The 14,062-nt window shown below is 73.5% G+C and carries 15 protein-coding genes; 7 read left to right on the top strand and 8 right to left on the bottom strand.

Annotation, left to right across the window (positions count from 1 at the left end; translation table 11 throughout):
* The first annotated feature begins 104 nt into the window (after window positions 1-104).
* The gene (locus ABZO31_RS30360) at window positions 105-713 is read left to right on the top strand and encodes a TetR/AcrR family transcriptional regulator (protein ID WP_406864528.1); all 609 of its coding nucleotides are present in this window, start codon (window positions 105-107) and stop codon (window positions 711-713) included.
* 3 nt (window positions 714-716) lie between these two features.
* Here ABZO31_RS30360 and ABZO31_RS30355 read toward each other — a convergent pair whose 3' ends face one another.
* The 4 genes from ABZO31_RS30355 to ABZO31_RS30340 are packed head-to-tail and all read right to left on the bottom strand — an operon-like array spanning window position 717 to window position 5,287.
* Entirely contained in the window at window positions 717-1,562 is an 846-nt protein-coding gene (locus ABZO31_RS30355) for a 3'-5' exonuclease (RefSeq protein WP_406864527.1), read from the bottom strand.
* A 41-nt stretch (window positions 1,563-1,603) separates the two neighbouring features.
* A complete protein-coding gene (locus tag ABZO31_RS30350) occupies window positions 1,604-2,521 on the bottom strand; it encodes an AAA family ATPase (RefSeq protein ID WP_406864526.1) in 918 nt (305 codons plus the stop codon).
* Between the two features lie 3 nt (window positions 2,522-2,524).
* Window positions 2,525-3,745 (bottom strand): T4 RnlA family RNA ligase, encoded by a 1,221-nt coding sequence (locus ABZO31_RS30345; RefSeq protein WP_406864525.1) that lies wholly within the window; start codon window positions 3,743-3,745, stop codon window positions 2,525-2,527.
* A gap of 60 nt (window positions 3,746-3,805) precedes the next feature.
* Window positions 3,806-5,287 (bottom strand): dihydrolipoyl dehydrogenase family protein, encoded by a 1,482-nt coding sequence (locus tag ABZO31_RS30340; RefSeq protein WP_406864524.1) that lies wholly within the window; start codon window positions 5,285-5,287, stop codon window positions 3,806-3,808.
* Window positions 5,288-5,421: 134 nt separating this feature from the next.
* Between ABZO31_RS30340 and trxA the strand changes: the two genes are divergently transcribed.
* A complete protein-coding gene (gene trxA / locus ABZO31_RS30335; protein ID WP_406864523.1) occupies window positions 5,422-5,793 on the top strand; it encodes a thioredoxin in 372 nt (123 codons plus the stop codon).
* Between the two features lie 80 nt (window positions 5,794-5,873).
* Here the strand turns inward: trxA and ABZO31_RS30330 are convergent, their stop codons facing one another.
* The 3 genes from ABZO31_RS30330 to ABZO31_RS30320 form a co-directional block, all read right to left on the bottom strand.
* A complete protein-coding gene (locus ABZO31_RS30330) occupies window positions 5,874-7,061 on the bottom strand; it encodes a thiolase family protein (protein ID WP_406864522.1) in 1,188 nt (395 codons plus the stop codon).
* A 196-nt stretch (window positions 7,062-7,257) separates the two neighbouring features.
* Window positions 7,258-7,527 carry a hypothetical protein gene (locus ABZO31_RS30325; protein ID WP_406864521.1) on the bottom strand — a complete coding sequence of 90 codons (270 nt, stop codon included), beginning with the start codon at window positions 7,525-7,527 and terminating at the stop codon, window positions 7,258-7,260.
* Window positions 7,528-7,596: 69 nt separating this feature from the next.
* Window positions 7,597-8,619, bottom strand: coding sequence for a LacI family DNA-binding transcriptional regulator (locus tag ABZO31_RS30320; protein ID WP_406864520.1), 1,023 nt, complete (start codon window positions 8,617-8,619; stop codon window positions 7,597-7,599).
* A 230-nt stretch (window positions 8,620-8,849) separates the two neighbouring features.
* Between ABZO31_RS30320 and ABZO31_RS30315 the strand changes: the two genes are divergently transcribed.
* From ABZO31_RS30315 to ABZO31_RS30295, 5 genes are all read left to right on the top strand, one after another.
* Window positions 8,850-10,103: an MFS transporter gene (locus ABZO31_RS30315; RefSeq protein ID WP_406864519.1), complete on the top strand. Its 1,254-nt coding sequence runs from the start codon at window positions 8,850-8,852 to the stop codon at window positions 10,101-10,103.
* Between the two features lie 35 nt (window positions 10,104-10,138).
* Entirely contained in the window at window positions 10,139-10,837 is a 699-nt protein-coding gene (locus ABZO31_RS30310) for an alpha/beta fold hydrolase (RefSeq protein WP_406864518.1), read from the top strand.
* Window positions 10,838-10,851: 14 nt separating this feature from the next.
* A complete protein-coding gene (locus tag ABZO31_RS30305) occupies window positions 10,852-11,070 on the top strand; it encodes a hypothetical protein (RefSeq protein WP_406864517.1) in 219 nt (72 codons plus the stop codon).
* 107 nt (window positions 11,071-11,177) lie between these two features.
* Complete coding sequence (locus tag ABZO31_RS30300; protein ID WP_406864516.1) at window positions 11,178-12,596, top strand: flotillin family protein; 1,419 nt, start codon at window positions 11,178-11,180, stop codon at window positions 12,594-12,596.
* 61 nt (window positions 12,597-12,657) lie between these two features.
* Window positions 12,658-13,086: a type II toxin-antitoxin system PemK/MazF family toxin gene (locus tag ABZO31_RS30295; RefSeq protein ID WP_406864515.1), complete on the top strand. Its 429-nt coding sequence runs from the start codon at window positions 12,658-12,660 to the stop codon at window positions 13,084-13,086.
* Here ABZO31_RS30295 and ABZO31_RS30290 read toward each other — a convergent pair.
* Window positions 13,071-13,955: a TIGR02452 family protein gene (locus tag ABZO31_RS30290; RefSeq protein ID WP_406864514.1), complete on the bottom strand. Its 885-nt coding sequence runs from the start codon at window positions 13,953-13,955 to the stop codon at window positions 13,071-13,073. The genes ABZO31_RS30295 and ABZO31_RS30290 overlap by 16 nt on opposite strands.
* Between the last annotated feature and the right edge of the window lie 107 nt (window positions 13,956-14,062).

Below are 14,062 nucleotides of genomic sequence, written 5' to 3'. Positions count from 1 at the left end.
AACGTCATTCAAGATGTGCGAAGGACCACGGCTACGTCAAGACCCCGGAGGTTGCGGTTAGGGTCGTGCCCGGACGACCTTTCGAGCGGCACGAGGCGGGGAACGTGGCAGGGGCAGCACGACGGCGGGACGGGCACATCGCGCAGGAGCGCATGCTCGAGGAGGCCATGGCTGCCATCGCCGAGAACGGTCTGGCCTCGCTCACCATGTCGGCCCTCGCCGAACGCCTCGGCACCAGCGGCGGCCACATCCTGTACTACTTCGGCTCCAAGGACCTGCTGCTGCTCGCCGCACTGCGCTGGAGCGAGGCCGCGCTGACCGAGGAGCGGCAGGCCCTGCTCGGCCGCCGGACCACCGCGGAGCGGAAGCTCGACCGCTTCCTGGAGCTCTACCTGCCGCGCGGGCCGCGTGACCCGCGCTGGATGCTCTGGATCGAACTGTGGGCCCGCACCCCCGCCAACGAGGCGCTGCGGGAGGCTCAGGAGGAGATGGACCTGGCCTGGCAGCAGGACCTGGAGGCGCTGCTGTCCAAGGGCGTCGCCCAGGGCCGCTTCCCGGATCTGGACGTCCCGGCCCGCGCCTCCGAACTCCTCGCCCTGCTCGACGGGTTGAGCACCCGGGTGGTCCTCAGCCGGGGCACGCCGGGCCCGGACCCGCGTCCGGCCCTGGAGATCGCCCGGGCGGCGGCGGACCGGCTGATCGGCCGGAGCTGACGGTCAGCCCTCGTCGTGAGCCCGCCACGGCAGCGGCTCGACGGGCGCCACCGGCCACGGTTCCGGCTCGTGGCGGCCGTGGGCGGCGGCGTTCCAGACGATCTGCTCGTTGTGCAGCGCGGGCGGGGAGAGCCGGGCCAGCGCCGGATAGCAGGCGCCCAGGGTCTGCGCGAGGGCCAGCGTCGCCCCGGCGTCGGACGCGGCGTCGCCGGGACGCTCGTGCGGCACGCCGTACCAGGCCGTGACGGTCTGCAGGGCGCGGCCGCCGGAGCGGTACGGGTCGGCGTGCCGGTCCAGGACCAGCGGATCGCACACCGGGGCGAGGCCCTGCGGGACGCGCGCACCGAGCGGGCGCAGGCCGTGCCGGGCCAGTTCGGCCTCCAGCATCGTCAGCACGTACGGCGCGTACCAGACGACCAGCGGCTCCCCCGCCGCGAGCCGCCCGGCGAGCAGCCCGGCCAGCTCGTCGAGCGCCCGCGCGGCCGGGACGCCCTCGGCGCGGGCCCGCTCCACGGTGATCCCGTGCCGCTTGCCCGGGTCGAGGGCGAGCGGGCCCGGGCCCGGGTCCACCAGCCGGTCCCGGGCCGTGCCGTCGGCGCTGCGCACCGAGACCGCGAGGATCCGGTCGACGGCGGGCCGGTGACCGGTGGCGGCGAGGTCGAAGGCGCTCAGCCCGCGCCGGTGCCAGCCGGGATGGTCGTGCCGCGGCGGCGGGCCGGGCTCGCGCACGTGCTCCGGGTGGTACACCGCCCAGCCCTTCGGGCGCAGCCCGACCAGCACCCCCTCCCCCGCCGGCACCGTCTCCCCGCAGACGGCGCACGGCGACGGGTAGTCGTTGGTCCGGTTCATCGGCCCTCCTTGCTCGACCCCGCGGACCCCCCTCAACTCTCCTAGAAGTTGCCGTAGTTGACCTGCCAGGTCGGCAGACCCATCCGCCGCCAGACCGCCACCACCCGGTCGCGGTCGTCCAGGGAGACCCGGACGGCGTACCGGCGGCGGACGTGCGCGTCGAAGAGTTCGGCCTTGACGATGTCGTCGCTGCGGGTGTCGTCCGAGGCCCGCATCCACAGCTCGTCGTACGGCACGTCGTGCCGCTTCAGCCAGTCCTCGGTGATCTCGCGGTGGTCCTCGCTGCGCCCGGACAGCAGCACGATCGTGTCGTTCTCCGCCTTCCGGAAGGCCGAAAGGGCCTGCCGCACGGGCGGGTTGAGCAGATCGGTGTCGCAGCGGGAGAAGTCGTACGGGCCGCGGTCGCCGCGCAGCGCGAGAGTGCCGTCGATGTCGCAGAGCACGGCCGAGGGCAGCTCGGGGTCGTGCACGTACGTCTCGACGCCGGGCCGGTCGCCCAGCCACTCGGCGGTGAGCCGCCAGCCGCCCCTGCGGGCCTTGGCGTGCTTGTCGGCGAGGATGCGGATGATCTCCTCGCCGACCGGGCGCTCGCGCACCGCGTCCCGGCGGACGCACTCGTCCACCGGCACCTCGGTGAAGTCGTGCACCACGAAGGTCACGTCCAGGCCGGTGACGGCCGCCTTCAGCCGCTTGGGGATGTGCGGCGTGAGGTGGGTGTTGTCGACGACGACGTCGAAGCCGCCGGCGACGGCCTCGCGGACCGCAGCGTCCTGGACGGCCAGCACGGTCTGCTCATGGGCGTGCGAACGGCCGCGCTCGGGCGCCGGGACGTCGAACATGGACCGCAGGTCGTCGAGGTTGACGCGGCGCATCCGGCCGTCGGACTCCGCCTGCAGCTGCCTCGCGGCGGTCGTCTTGCCGGAGGCCGGCAGCCCCGTCATGACGTGTACGGAAGGCACGGATCAGTTCTCCTCGTCGGTGGTGAAGGGGTCGGACGCCTCGGGGCGCACCATCTTCCAGACCAGCAGGTCCGTCGATTTTCCGTCCAGGCGCAGGAACAGCGCGGAGCGGGTGACCGGATCGACCGGAAGGGCCTTGACGGCGCGCGCGAACGCACCGCGGTCCGTGGCGAGATGGGCGACCAGCGCGTACGCGTCGTCGATGGCGATCTCCTCGATCGCCGCCCTGCCCTCCAGCCGCGCGACGACCGTGCGCACCCAGGTGTCGAACTCGTCCGGCACCTGCTGCAGCAGCGCCTCCAGCGGTCGCCCGCCCTGCGCGTGCACGCCGCCCAGATCGGCGACGGACAGCCCGAGGCCCTGCGCGAGCCGCTTGGCGGACATGCCGGCGAAGCGCTCGATGCCGTGGCTGCGCCAGATGTCCCGCTCGGTGACACCGGTGAGGACCTTGTGCAGCCGCACGTACTCGGCGATCTTGGCCTTGGCGCGGACACCGGAGGCGAACCGCAGCACGAAGCCCTCGGCGTCGGTCCCGGTCGCGGCCCCGCCGCCGGGCAGGGTGTTCGACTCGGTCAGCTTGGTCAGCTCGTCCAGCGACATCGCGGGCCAGACGGTGACGACGGAGCCGATCGACGCCCACTGCGGCGCCGCCTCCGCGAGCGGCACCTCCGTGCCGTCCGCCCCGAACGCGGCGAGCAGCACGAGGTCGCGCCGCTCGCCGTAGTCCACGACGATACGGTTCTGCGGGTAGAGGATCTCGGCGAGGTACGTCACCCCGGGCGTCAGCGCGGACGTGTCCTTGGCGTCGAGCCACCGCTGCGCCCAGGTCGCCTGGGTGCTGATGAAGGAGCCCTTGGACGCGATCCGCCACCGGTCCGCGTAGTGGAACACCACGGCGAGGCTGCCGTCGACCTTGTCGTACACCTCGAAGGGCTCGTCCGGCAGCGCGGGCGCGTACGGCTGCCCGGAGGCGTGCTCGCCGACGTTGAAGAACTTCGGGAGGCAGTGCGCGACGATCCGCCCGCTCTCGTCGTCCGCGACCAGCCCGCGACACCGTGTGGTGACGGCCGTCCAGACACGCTCGTACTGGGCGGAGCGCGTGTAGGTGTAGATGGAAAGCGGCAGTTCGGGGTGCGACTTGCGTGTGACGTACCCGGCGTCGATCGCCGCCTCGAGTTCCTCCCGCGGCAGCAGCTCGTGCAGAGTCAGGGTCGCCTGGCTCATGGTTCCTCCCGTTCGACGAGCACTCATTGTCACGTGCGGGAGGGAGCGACCGGTACTCGATTACCCCTGGTCCGCGCTCCGATCCGCGTCTCGGTCCGCGCTCCGGTCCGCGCGGTACGCCTCCAGGAGCCGCAGCCAGATCTCGCTCAGGGTCGGATAGGCCGGGACCGCGTGCCAGAGGCGGTCGACCGGGACCTCGCCGGCGACGGCGATCGTGGCGGAGTGGAGGAGTTCGCCGATGCCGGGGCCGACGAAGGTGGCACCGAGGAGGACGTGGCGGTCGAGGTCGACGACGAGGCGGGCGTGGCCGCGGTAGCCGTGGACGAAGAGTCCGGCGCCGGCGACGGAGGTGAGGTCCTGGTCGACGGCGCGTACCCGGTGGCCGGCGCGTTCGGCGTCGGCGAGGGTGAGTCCGACCGCGCCGACCTCGGGGTCGGTGAACACCACCTGCGGGAGGGCCGCGTGGTCGGCGGTGGCGGCGTGCGCGCCCCAGCGGTCGGTCTCCAGGAGGGGGACCCCGGCGGCGCGTGCGGCGATGGCGTCGCCCGCGATCCGGGCCTGGTACTTGCCCTGATGGGTCATCAGGGCGCGGTGGTTGACGTCCCCGACGCCGTACAGCCAGTCGCTGCCGACGACGCGGAGCGTCTCGTCGACGGGCAGCCAGCCGCCGGGTTCCAGGCCCACGGTCTCCAGGCCGAGGTCGTCGGTGCGCGGTGCGCGGCCGGTGGCGAGCAGGACCTCGTCGGCCTCGACCTTGTCGCCGCCCTCCAGGACGACGGTGACCGGGCCCTCGCCGCCGTCGCGCACCAGCGCGGCGACGGAGACGCCGGTACGGACGTCCACGCCGGCCTCGGTGAGCGCGTCGCGGACGTGCTCGCCGGCGAACGGCTCCATCCGCGGCAGCAGGCCGGAGCCGCGTACCAGGAGGGTGACCTGGGAGCCGAGCGCCTGCCAGGCGGTGGCCATCTCCACGGCCACGACTCCTCCGCCGACGACGGCGAGCCGGCCGGGGGCGGACTGCGCGCTGGTCGCCTCGCGGCTGGTCCATGCCTTCGCGCTCGCCAGGCCGGGGAGTTCGGGCAGTGCGGGGCGGCTGCCGGTGCACACGGCGACGGCGTGCCGTGCGGTCAGCACGTGGTGCTCGCCCTCGGGGCTGTCGACGACGACCTTGCGCGGGCCGGCGAGCCGGCCCTGACCGCGGTACAGGCGGGCGCCGACGGACTTCACCCAGGCGACCTGTCCGTCGTCCTTCCAGTGCGCGGCCTCCGCGTCGCGGTGGCGGAGCACGGCGGCCACGTCCAGCGGTCCCGCCGCCGCCTTCCGCAGTCCTGGGGTGCGGCGGGCGTCGGCGCGGGCGATCACCGGGCGGAGCAGCGCCTTGCTGGGCATGCACGCCCAGTACGAGCACTCGCCGCCGACCAGCTCGCTCTCGACCACCGCCACGCTCAGTCCGGCCTCCCGCGCCCGTCCGGCCACGTTCTCGCCGGTCGGACCCGCCCCGAGGACCACCACGTCGTACTCGACCTCTACGGCTCGCGTCATGGAGCCCAGTCTGGCCGCCGTGGCCGGGCGGGGCCACAGGGCCCGGCCGGGACGGGGGAGACGATTGGAATAGTCCCACCGGGGCAGCCGTTGTGGGTGGCGAGTCCAGAGTGGACCGGGAAGAGGTAGAAGCCATGAGCACCGTCGAGCTCACCAAGGACAACTTCGACCAGATCGTGAGCGACAACGACTTCGTCCTCATCGACTTCTGGGCCGCGTGGTGCGGCCCCTGCCGCCAGTTCGCCCCGGTCTTCGAGCAGGCCTCGGAGCGCCACGAGGACCTGGTCTTCGCGAAGGTCGACACGGAGGCGCAGCAGGAGCTGGCCGCCGCGTTCGAGATCCGCTCGATCCCCACGCTGATGATCGTCCGCGACAACGTGGCCGTGTTCGCCCAGCCGGGCGCCCTGCCGGAGGCCGCTCTGGAGGACCTGATCGGTCAGGCCCGCAAGCTCGACATGGACGAGGTGCGCAAGTCGGTCGAGGAGGCCAAGCAGCAGGGGCAGTGACGTCCTGAGCGACGTCCTGAGCGCGTACGTACGGGCGCGGGGCCGGGGTTGACCCCTCCGGCCCCGCGCCCGTACGCGTGTCAGCGCTCCAGGACCAGCGCCAGGCCCTGCCCGACGCCGATGCACAGGGCGGCGAGGCCGGTGCCCGAGCCGGCCGCGGCCAGCTGGTGGGCGACCGCGCCGGCCAGGCGGGCGCCGGAGGCGCCGAGCGGGTGGCCGATGGCGATGGCGCCGCCGCGAGGGTTGACCACGGCGGGGTCGAGTTCGGGCCATTCGGCGAGGCAGCCGAGAGACTGGGCGGCGAAGGCCTCGTTGAGCTCGAAGACCGTGAGGTCGGCGAAGGACCGGCCGGACTTCTCGAGCGCCCGGCGGACCGCCTCGACGGGGCCGAGGCCGAAGAGCTGGGGCTCGATGCCGGTGACGGCGGAGGCGCGGATCCGGGCCAGCGGTTCGCGGCCAGTGGCGCGCAGTCCCTCCTCGTCGACCAGCAGCAGGCAGGCCGCGCCGTCGTTGAGCGGAGAGGCGTTGCCGGCGGTGACGGTGCCGCCGTCGGGGCGGAAGGACGGCTTGAGCTTGGCCAGGGCCTCCATGGAGGTGGAGTCCCGGATGCACTCGTCTCGGGCGAGGTCCACGCCCGGGTAGCCGGCGATCTCGCCGTCGTACAGGCCCTTGGCCCACGCCTCGGCGGCCTTGCGATGGCTCTCCAGGGCGAAGGCGTCCTGCTGCTCGCGGGTGATCGCGTGCTTGTCGGCGACCTGCTCGGCGCCCTCGCCGAGGGAGACGGTCCACTCGGCGGGCATCCGCGGGTTGGTCATGCGCCAGCCGAGCGTGGTCGAGTGCAGCTGCTGGTGGCCGGCCGGGTAGGCCCGCTCGGGCTTCTGCAGCACCCAGGGGGCGCGGGACATCGACTCCACGCCGCCGGCGAGGGCGATGTGGGCGTCGCCGAGGGCGATGGCGCGGGCGGCCTGGATCACGGCCTCCAGGCCGGAGCCGCAGAGCCGGTTGAGGGTGACGCCGGGCACGGAGGCGGGCAGTCCGGCGAGCAGCACGGCCATGCGGGCCACGTCGCGGTTGTCCTCTCCGGCGCCGTTGGCGTCGCCGAAGTAGACGTCGTCGATCCGGGACGGGTCGAGCTCGGGGGTGCGCTCGACGAGCGCCTTCACGACATGGGCGGCGAGGTCGTCGGGGCGGACGCCGGCGAGCGCACCGCCGAACCTGCCGATCGGTGTGCGGACGGCGTCGACGATGTACACGTCGCGGATGCTCATCGGGTGTGACTCCCCTTGTCCCCTCGGGCCGCCGCGGGCCCGTGTTCCGTTGCCTCTCGTGCCTCCGCCGCCGCTTCGGTGAACGTCCGTTCGCGGGGCGGGGCCGCGCCCACTGTGTGCCCCGGCGCGACCGGTGTCAACCGCCCGCGGGCGAATTGCCTGGTGTGTACACCGACCAAATGGTCGGCGGGCCCGTTCAGCCCTGGTCGGCGTCCCGCACCAGCGGCGTGAGGCCGTAGTCGAGCTCCCGGCCGTCGAGCAGGATCGCCTCGACGGTCCGGGTCTCCGGGTCGATGTCGGCGACGATCCCGTGGCCGGCGTAGCGGGGGTAGCCGGAGTTCCCCGTCTCCCCGGTGGCCTCGACCACCGCGGCCCGCACGGCACTGTCCTCGACCGACGCCCGGCCGCGGTCCTCCACGTGCTCGGGCACCACCAGGATCACGAAACGCTGCGGCACTGTGCTCATGCCCCGACGCTAAGCCCGGCGGCGCCCCTTCGCCCGGCCGGGCGGGGCCCGGCCCTGACGCGGGCCCGCTCAGCTCGACTCGCGGGGGATCAGGCGCGCGGCGATCAGGTCGTGCCGCTCGGGCGTGCCGTCCGGGTCGCGGACCACGCGGTCCACCAGCTCCGCGAGCTGACGTCCGATCACCATGTCGATCTGCACGGTACTGAGCCGGGGCCGCAGCAGCCGGCCGAGCAGCAGGTCGTCCGCGCCCACCACGGAGGTCTCGCCCGGGACGTCGATCCCGGCGTCCTGGAGCGCCCGCATCAGGAGCATCGCGTACTCGTCGTTGTACGAGAACACCGCGTCGAGGCCCAGCTCGCGCCAGCGCCCGGCGAGTGCGGCCGCGGGCTCCTCCTCGTAACGCAGCGGCAGCGGCACGATCTCGGCGCCGGTGCCGGCCGCGGCCTGCCGCGCGCCCTCCAGACGGGGCTCCGAGAAGAAGTCCAGGCCGCGCTCCTCCGGCATGATCACGCCGATCCGGCGCCGGCCCCGCCGCACCAGGTGCGCAACGGCCTGCCGGCCGATCTCAGACTGGTTCAGCACCAGCGCGTGCGCCCCCTCGACGCGGTGCGCGCCGAGGGTGATCACGGCCTTCGCGCCGGAGCGTTTGAGCACCTCGACACCCTGCGGGGTGAGCGCGATCTCGCCGGAGGACACCACCGCGACCGGGCGCAGCTCGGCCCAGGCGCGGGCCGCCTCGTCGGCCTCCATGCCGAGGCTGCCGTACTGGACGACCGTGTAGTCGAGCCGGCGCAGGGCCCACTGGAGCTCGTCGAAGAAGGCGCTGTAGAGCGGGCCGACGGGGACGCTCGCGGTGGGCAGCAGCACCATGCGGGTGTGCCCGGCGCGCAGGCTGCGGGCCGCGGCGTGCGGCACGTAGCCGAGCTCCTCGGCGGCCTCACGGACCTTGCGGCGGGTCCCGTCGCTGATCCGCACCGTCGCGGTGTTGTTCAGCACGTAGCTGACGGTGGCGCGGGAGACCCCGGCGAGACGCGCCACGTCGGCGCTGGTCGGGGCGGTGCGGTCGGCGGACTGCTTCGGTGACTGGCTCATCGCGCCCGCATCTTTCCAGAACGATCCGGCACCGGGTCTGGCGGATGGCCGGATTCAGGTGCTACACAAAGGTTACTCGCGTCACTGACACGTGTAACCAACTGCGTCACGCGCGGTGCCGTCTGTCGCGTCACCCCCTCGCGGCACCGCCTCGCATCGCCCCTCGCACCACCCGACCTCCCCTTCCGCTCCCCGCCCGCCCGTGCGGGCACTCACCCCAGGAGGGCACCGTGGCCCTTTCCTCCCCCGGCACGGACCCGGCCCGCACCGCCGGCTCCGCACCACAGCAGCCCCGCCCCTCGCGCGGCCTGCTCCCGCTGCTCCTGGCCGGGAACACGGCCATGTACGCGCTGTACGTCGGCGTCGCCGGAGTGCTGCTGGCACTCCAGATCGAGGCCGTCGACCCGGCCGCGAAGGTGGCCAACTTCGGCCTGGTCGCCGGGGTCTCGGCGATCTTCGCGACGGTCTTCAACCCGGTCGCCGGGGCGCTGTCCGACCGCACCGGCCGCCGCAATCCGTGGATCCTGGCCGGCGGCCTGCTCGTCCTGCCGGTGATGCTGCTGCTCGGCAGCGTCGACACGATCCTGCTGATCCTGATCGCCTGGTGTCTGGGCCAGGCCGTGATGAACACGTACCAGGCGGCGCTCACCTCCGTCGTCCCCGACCGGGTGCCGACCGAGGCGCGCGGCCGGGCCTCCGCCGCGGTGGGGCTCGGCCTGCCCGTCGGCTCCACGATCGGTGCGCTGGTCGGCGCGGCGTACTCCGACGACTTCCGCACCGGCTATCTGATCTTCGGCGTGATCGTGGCGGCGGCCGCCGTGCTGTTCACCGCCTGCGCCCGCGAGGAGCGGATGCCGGCGCGGGCGCCGCTGCCGGTGAAGGCCCGACTGGCGGCCTTCGGCAGCGCGTTGAGGGACCACGACTTCCGCTGGGCGTTCATCGGCAGGGCGCTCCTGGTGCTCGGCTACTTCACGGTGGCCGGCTTCCAGCTGTACATCCTGAAGGACCACACCGATCTGCCCGCCGGTCTGGCACCGGAGGACGCGGTGGCGATCCTGATGCCGCTGAGCAGCGTCGCCATGGTGGTCTCGACCGTGCTCGGCGGCTGGCTGTCCGACCGCTACGAGCGGCGGAAACTGTTCGTCGGCGCGTCCGCCGCGCTGGCCGCGGTCGCCCTGCTGCTCCCGGCCGTCTCGTCGAGCTGGACCGCGATGCTGGCGTTCTCCGTCGTCAACGGCCTGGCTTTCGGCTGCTACATGGCCGTCGACACCGCCCTGGTCACGATGGTGCTGCCCAAGGCGGAGGACGCGGCGCGCGACATGGGCGTGCTGAACGTCGCCAACGCCGGGCCGCAGATCGTCGCCCCGTTCGTCGCCTCCGCGATCGTGTCGGTCGGCGGCGGCTACACCCCGCTGTTCCTGGCCGCGGCCCTGCTGTCGGTCCTGGGCGCACTGGCGGTGCGCCCGATCCGCGGCGTCCGCTGACCAGGCCCCGAGACACCGATCCGAAAGGCGCCACCGTGCGACTGCACACCACCACCTGGGGATCCGGCGACCGCGTCGCCCTGCTGATCCACGGCATCATGTCCGACCACCGCACCTGGCGGCGGGTCGCCCCGGCGCTGGCCGAGCGCGGCTACCGCGTCGTCGCCGTCGACCTGCGCGGCCACGGGGCCACCGGCCCGGCCGGCCGCTACCGCCCCGACGACTACGCCGACGACGTCGCGGAAACGCTCCCGCGGGGCGCCGAGCTGGCGATCGGCCACTCGCTGGGCGGCCTGACGCTGGCCCGCGCGGTGGAGCGGCTCGCCCCGCGGCGGGCCGTGTACGTCGACCCCGCATGGCATATGGCCACCGCCGAGGAGGGTTTCGACCCGGAGCTGTTCACCGGCTTCAAGTCCGCGACGGCCGAGCGGATACGGGCGCTCAACCCGCGCTGGGAAGAGGCCGACGTCGCCGTCGAGCTGGCGACGCTCAACGACTGGGACCCTGGAACGGCCCGCGCGCTCCCGGAGTTCAGGACCGCGGAGCTGATGCCGGCGAAGGCGGAGGTGCCGTCGCTGGTGACGCTGGCGGACCCGAGCTTCCTGATCTCCCCGGAGCGGGCCGGTCTGCTGCGCGAGCGCGGCTTCGAGGTCCGTACCGTCGCGGGCGCCGGGCACACGATCCACCGGGACGACTTCGACGGGTTCATGGCGTCCCTGGAGGGCTGGATCTGACGTACCGTTCAGTCATGGACGACGCGTCGATGGTGGGACTGCTCGGCCGGGTCACCGGCACCGTCGGGCCGGGCCTCGTCGGCGAGGTGATCGTCCGGATCCGAGGCGGGGCCGAGCATTTCCTCGCGTATCCGGCCTCGGGCCGGGAGCGGATCGAGCCCGGCACGGTGGTGACCGTGGTGGAGCACCTGCCTCCGCGCACGGTCTACGTCACGGCCGCGTACGGCAGTTGAACGATCTCTCGCGCGACCCTCGGCCGATCCATTGAGCGGCGGCCGCAGCAGGCGCACACTCCCTTCACCGGGGCCGGTCCGCGGCGCCGGTGAAGGGGGAGGTGCCCATGGGCATCGGCATCGTGGCGGGCGGCGCTCTGGGCGCCCTCGTCGTCCTGATCGCACTGTTCAAGATGATGTGGCGCGTCGCGGAACCCAACGAGGCGCTGATCATCTCCGGTTCGAACCACAAGACCGAGGGTCTCAGCGAGGGCATGGGGTTCCGTATCGTCACCGGTCGGGGCACGCTCGTGCTGCCGGGCGTGCAGGCGGTGCGGAAGCTGTCGCTCGATCTCAACGAGACGCAGCTGTCGGTGGAGTGCGTCACCCACCAGGGCATTCCGCTCAAGGTCCGCGGTGTGGTGATCTTCAAGGTGGGCGACGACTTCGTGTCGATCGCCAATGCGGCCCGCCGGTTCCTGGACCAGCAGAAGCTGATGTCCGAGCGGGTGCACATCGTCTTCGCGGGTCATCTGCGGGCGATCGTCGGCGGGTTGACGGTCGAGGACATGATCCGCGACCGGGAGAAACTGACCGGGCAGGCCCGTTCGGCCTGTGGCACCGAGATGGAGAAGCTCGGGCTGATCGTGGACTCGCTGCAGATCCACGAGATCGAGGACCCCACCGGGTACATCAAGAACCTGGCCGCCCCGCACGCCGCGGCCGTCCAGCGGGACGCCCGGATCGCGCAGGCGGAGGCCAACCGGCGGGCGACCGAGGCGGAGCAGCAGGCCGCGGCCCGGATGTCGGAGGCGACCCGGGACAGCGAGATCCTTCAGGCGGGTTACCAGGCCGAGCGGGACCAGGCGTCCGCGAAGGCCCGGCAGGCGGGACCCCTGGCCCAGGCCGCGGCACGGCAGGAGGTGGTCGTCCAGGAGACGCGGGTGGCCGAACTGGAGGCGCACCGCAAGGAGCAGCAGCTCCAGGCGGACGTGCGCAAGCCGGCGGACGCGACGGCGTACGAGAAGCGGACCCTCGCCGAGGCCGAGCGCGACGCGCGGATCTCGGCGGCCCAGGCCGAGGCGAAGGAGACCGAGCTGGCGAGCGCCGCGTCGGCGACCGCGACCCGGGTGACCGGCGAGGCGGAGGCCGCGGCCGCGCAGGCCAAGGGGCTGGCGGTGGCCGAGGCGACGCGGGCGAAGGGGCTCGCCGAGGCGGAGGCGATCAAGGCGCGGGCGGCGGCACTCGCGGAGAACCAGGAGGCCGTGGTCGCACAGCAGCTGGCCGAGAAGTGGCCGGAGATCGTCGAGGCGGGCGCGTCCGCGTTCGGCAATGTGGACCAGATGGTGCTGCTCAACGGCGCGGACGGCATGGCGGACCTGTTCGCCAAGGCGCTGACCATGGGCGGGACGGGTCTGGGCCTGGCCCGTCAGCTTCTGGCGACCATGGGCCCGAACGCACCGCAGTCGCCGGTGCCCCCGGCGGCGTCGCTGAATGGCTCGGGCCCGAAGTCCGAGGCGATCGCGGTGACGGAGGCGCAGGACTGAGTGGCCGTACGTGGGTCCGGGCGGCGGCTCGTACCGCCGTCCAGGCCCTACGCTCACCCCTGTGACGACCTACGCGCAGCAGTACCCGCACTCCACCACCGAGGCGGACCCGCACGAGGTGGGGCCGGTACGCACCTCGTACGCGCCGGATCCCGACGGGGACCCGGATCCGGGCGAGATCGTCTGGACCTGGGTGCCCTTCGAGGAGAACGACGGCCGGGGCAAGGACCGGCCCGTGCTGGTCGTGGCCCGGGAGGCGACCGGGACGCTGCTCGCGGTGCAGCTGTCGAGCAAGCACCACGATCACGACCGGGAGTGGGTGGCGATCGGCGCCGGCTGCTGGGACAGTGCCCGGCGGGAGTCGTGGGTGGACCTCGACCGGGTGCTGCGGCTGCGCCCGGACGGGATGCGCCGGGAGGCGTGCGCGCTCGACCGGCCGCGGTTCGACCGGGTCGTGGCGCGGCTGACCGAACGCTACGGCTGGTCCTGAGCCGCGGAGGCGGCCTCGAGCTCGGCCGCGAAGGTCTCGCGGAACGCGCCGATGGTCCGGCGGTCCTTCGTGCCGTCCAGGACCCCGAAGACGACCTGGTCGAAGTGGCCGGCGAAGCGCCCGTCGCCGGTGAGCAGGTCCCGGAAGGCGCCCGCGACGACGGCCGGGTCGTTCATGAAGACGCCGCAGCCCCAGGCGCCGAGCACGAGCCGCCGGTAGCCGCCGGCCACCGCGGTCTCCAGGACCCGCTCGGCGCGGGCGGCCAGCGCGGCCGGGATCCGGTCGGCGAGTTCGGGGGCCTGCCGTCGCACGACGCCCGCGTTCGGCGCCGGTGACGTGAGGAAACCGGCGGTGTACGGAACATCGAGCAGCCGGTCGCGGGCGTCGCGGAAGACGGGGACGCCGGGCGAGTGGATCACCCGGTCCGTGTAGAACGCGTCCCGGTGGGCGCGGTGGTGCTCGTAGAACTCGGGGATCCTCAGCAGTGTCGTGTAGAGCGCCGAGCCGCGGCAGACGGCCTCCTCCTGGGCCTGCGCCCCGTTGAGGTAGCCGCCGCCCGGGTTGCGGGCGGAGGCGAAGTTCAGCACCGCCACCGGGTCCGGAGCCGCGGTGGCGAGCCGGCGGGCGGCGCTCAGGCTGCTCTCGCCGGTGACCTCGATGGGGGTACCCCCGGCCGGAGGCCGGGGGAGGGTGGTGCGGCCGGTGTCCGGCTGAACGGGGACGGGCTCGGGCCCGTACATCCGGGTGCCGTCCAGGGCGGCGGTCAGTTCGGCCTCGATCGACACCCAGCCACCGGAGGGTGCCCGGTAGCGGCCGGCCTCGACGATCTCCTCGGTCTCTCGTGCGAGAGCCCGCAGTCGTGCGCTCATGACCGCAAGGATGATCGATTCCGTGGAGCGGCGGCAAAGGAATTTCGCCGGGCCGCGGGCCGGGCGTTTGCACCGGTGACGGCCGGGCGGGAGGCCGCCCGGCGCCA

The organism is Streptomyces solicamelliae, from assembly GCF_045348655.1.
GTDB lineage: Bacteria > Actinomycetota > Actinomycetes > Streptomycetales > Streptomycetaceae > Streptomyces > Streptomyces solicamelliae.
Note: the sequence above shows the minus strand (reverse complement) of the source record. Positions and strands in the feature narration are given on the sequence as shown.

What these genes read in the sequence shown, in the direction of transcription:
- ABZO31_RS30290 (WP_406864514.1), bottom strand. Translation starts at nt 13,955, where the DNA reads ATGAGCGCACGACTGCGGGCTCTCGCACGAGAGACCGAGGAGATCGTC.
- ABZO31_RS30340 (WP_406864524.1), bottom strand. Translation starts at nt 5,287, where the DNA reads ATGACGCGAGCCGTAGAGGTCGAGTACGACGTGGTGGTCCTCGGGGCG.
- ABZO31_RS30320 (WP_406864520.1), bottom strand. Translation starts at nt 8,619, where the DNA reads ATGAGCCAGTCACCGAAGCAGTCCGCCGACCGCACCGCCCCGACCAGC.
- ABZO31_RS30330 (WP_406864522.1), bottom strand. Translation starts at nt 7,061, where the DNA reads ATGAGCATCCGCGACGTGTACATCGTCGACGCCGTCCGCACACCGATC.
- ABZO31_RS30345 (WP_406864525.1), bottom strand. Translation starts at nt 3,745, where the DNA reads ATGAGCCAGGCGACCCTGACTCTGCACGAGCTGCTGCCGCGGGAGGAA.
- ABZO31_RS30355 (WP_406864527.1), bottom strand. Translation starts at nt 1,562, where the DNA reads ATGAACCGGACCAACGACTACCCGTCGCCGTGCGCCGTCTGCGGGGAG.
- ABZO31_RS30300 (WP_406864516.1), top strand. Translation starts at nt 11,178, where the DNA reads ATGGGCATCGGCATCGTGGCGGGCGGCGCTCTGGGCGCCCTCGTCGTC.
- ABZO31_RS30325 (WP_406864521.1), bottom strand. Translation starts at nt 7,527, where the DNA reads ATGAGCACAGTGCCGCAGCGTTTCGTGATCCTGGTGGTGCCCGAGCAC.
- trxA (WP_406864523.1), top strand. Translation starts at nt 5,422, where the DNA reads ATGAGCACCGTCGAGCTCACCAAGGACAACTTCGACCAGATCGTGAGC.
- ABZO31_RS30305 (WP_406864517.1), top strand. Translation starts at nt 10,852, where the DNA reads ATGGACGACGCGTCGATGGTGGGACTGCTCGGCCGGGTCACCGGCACC.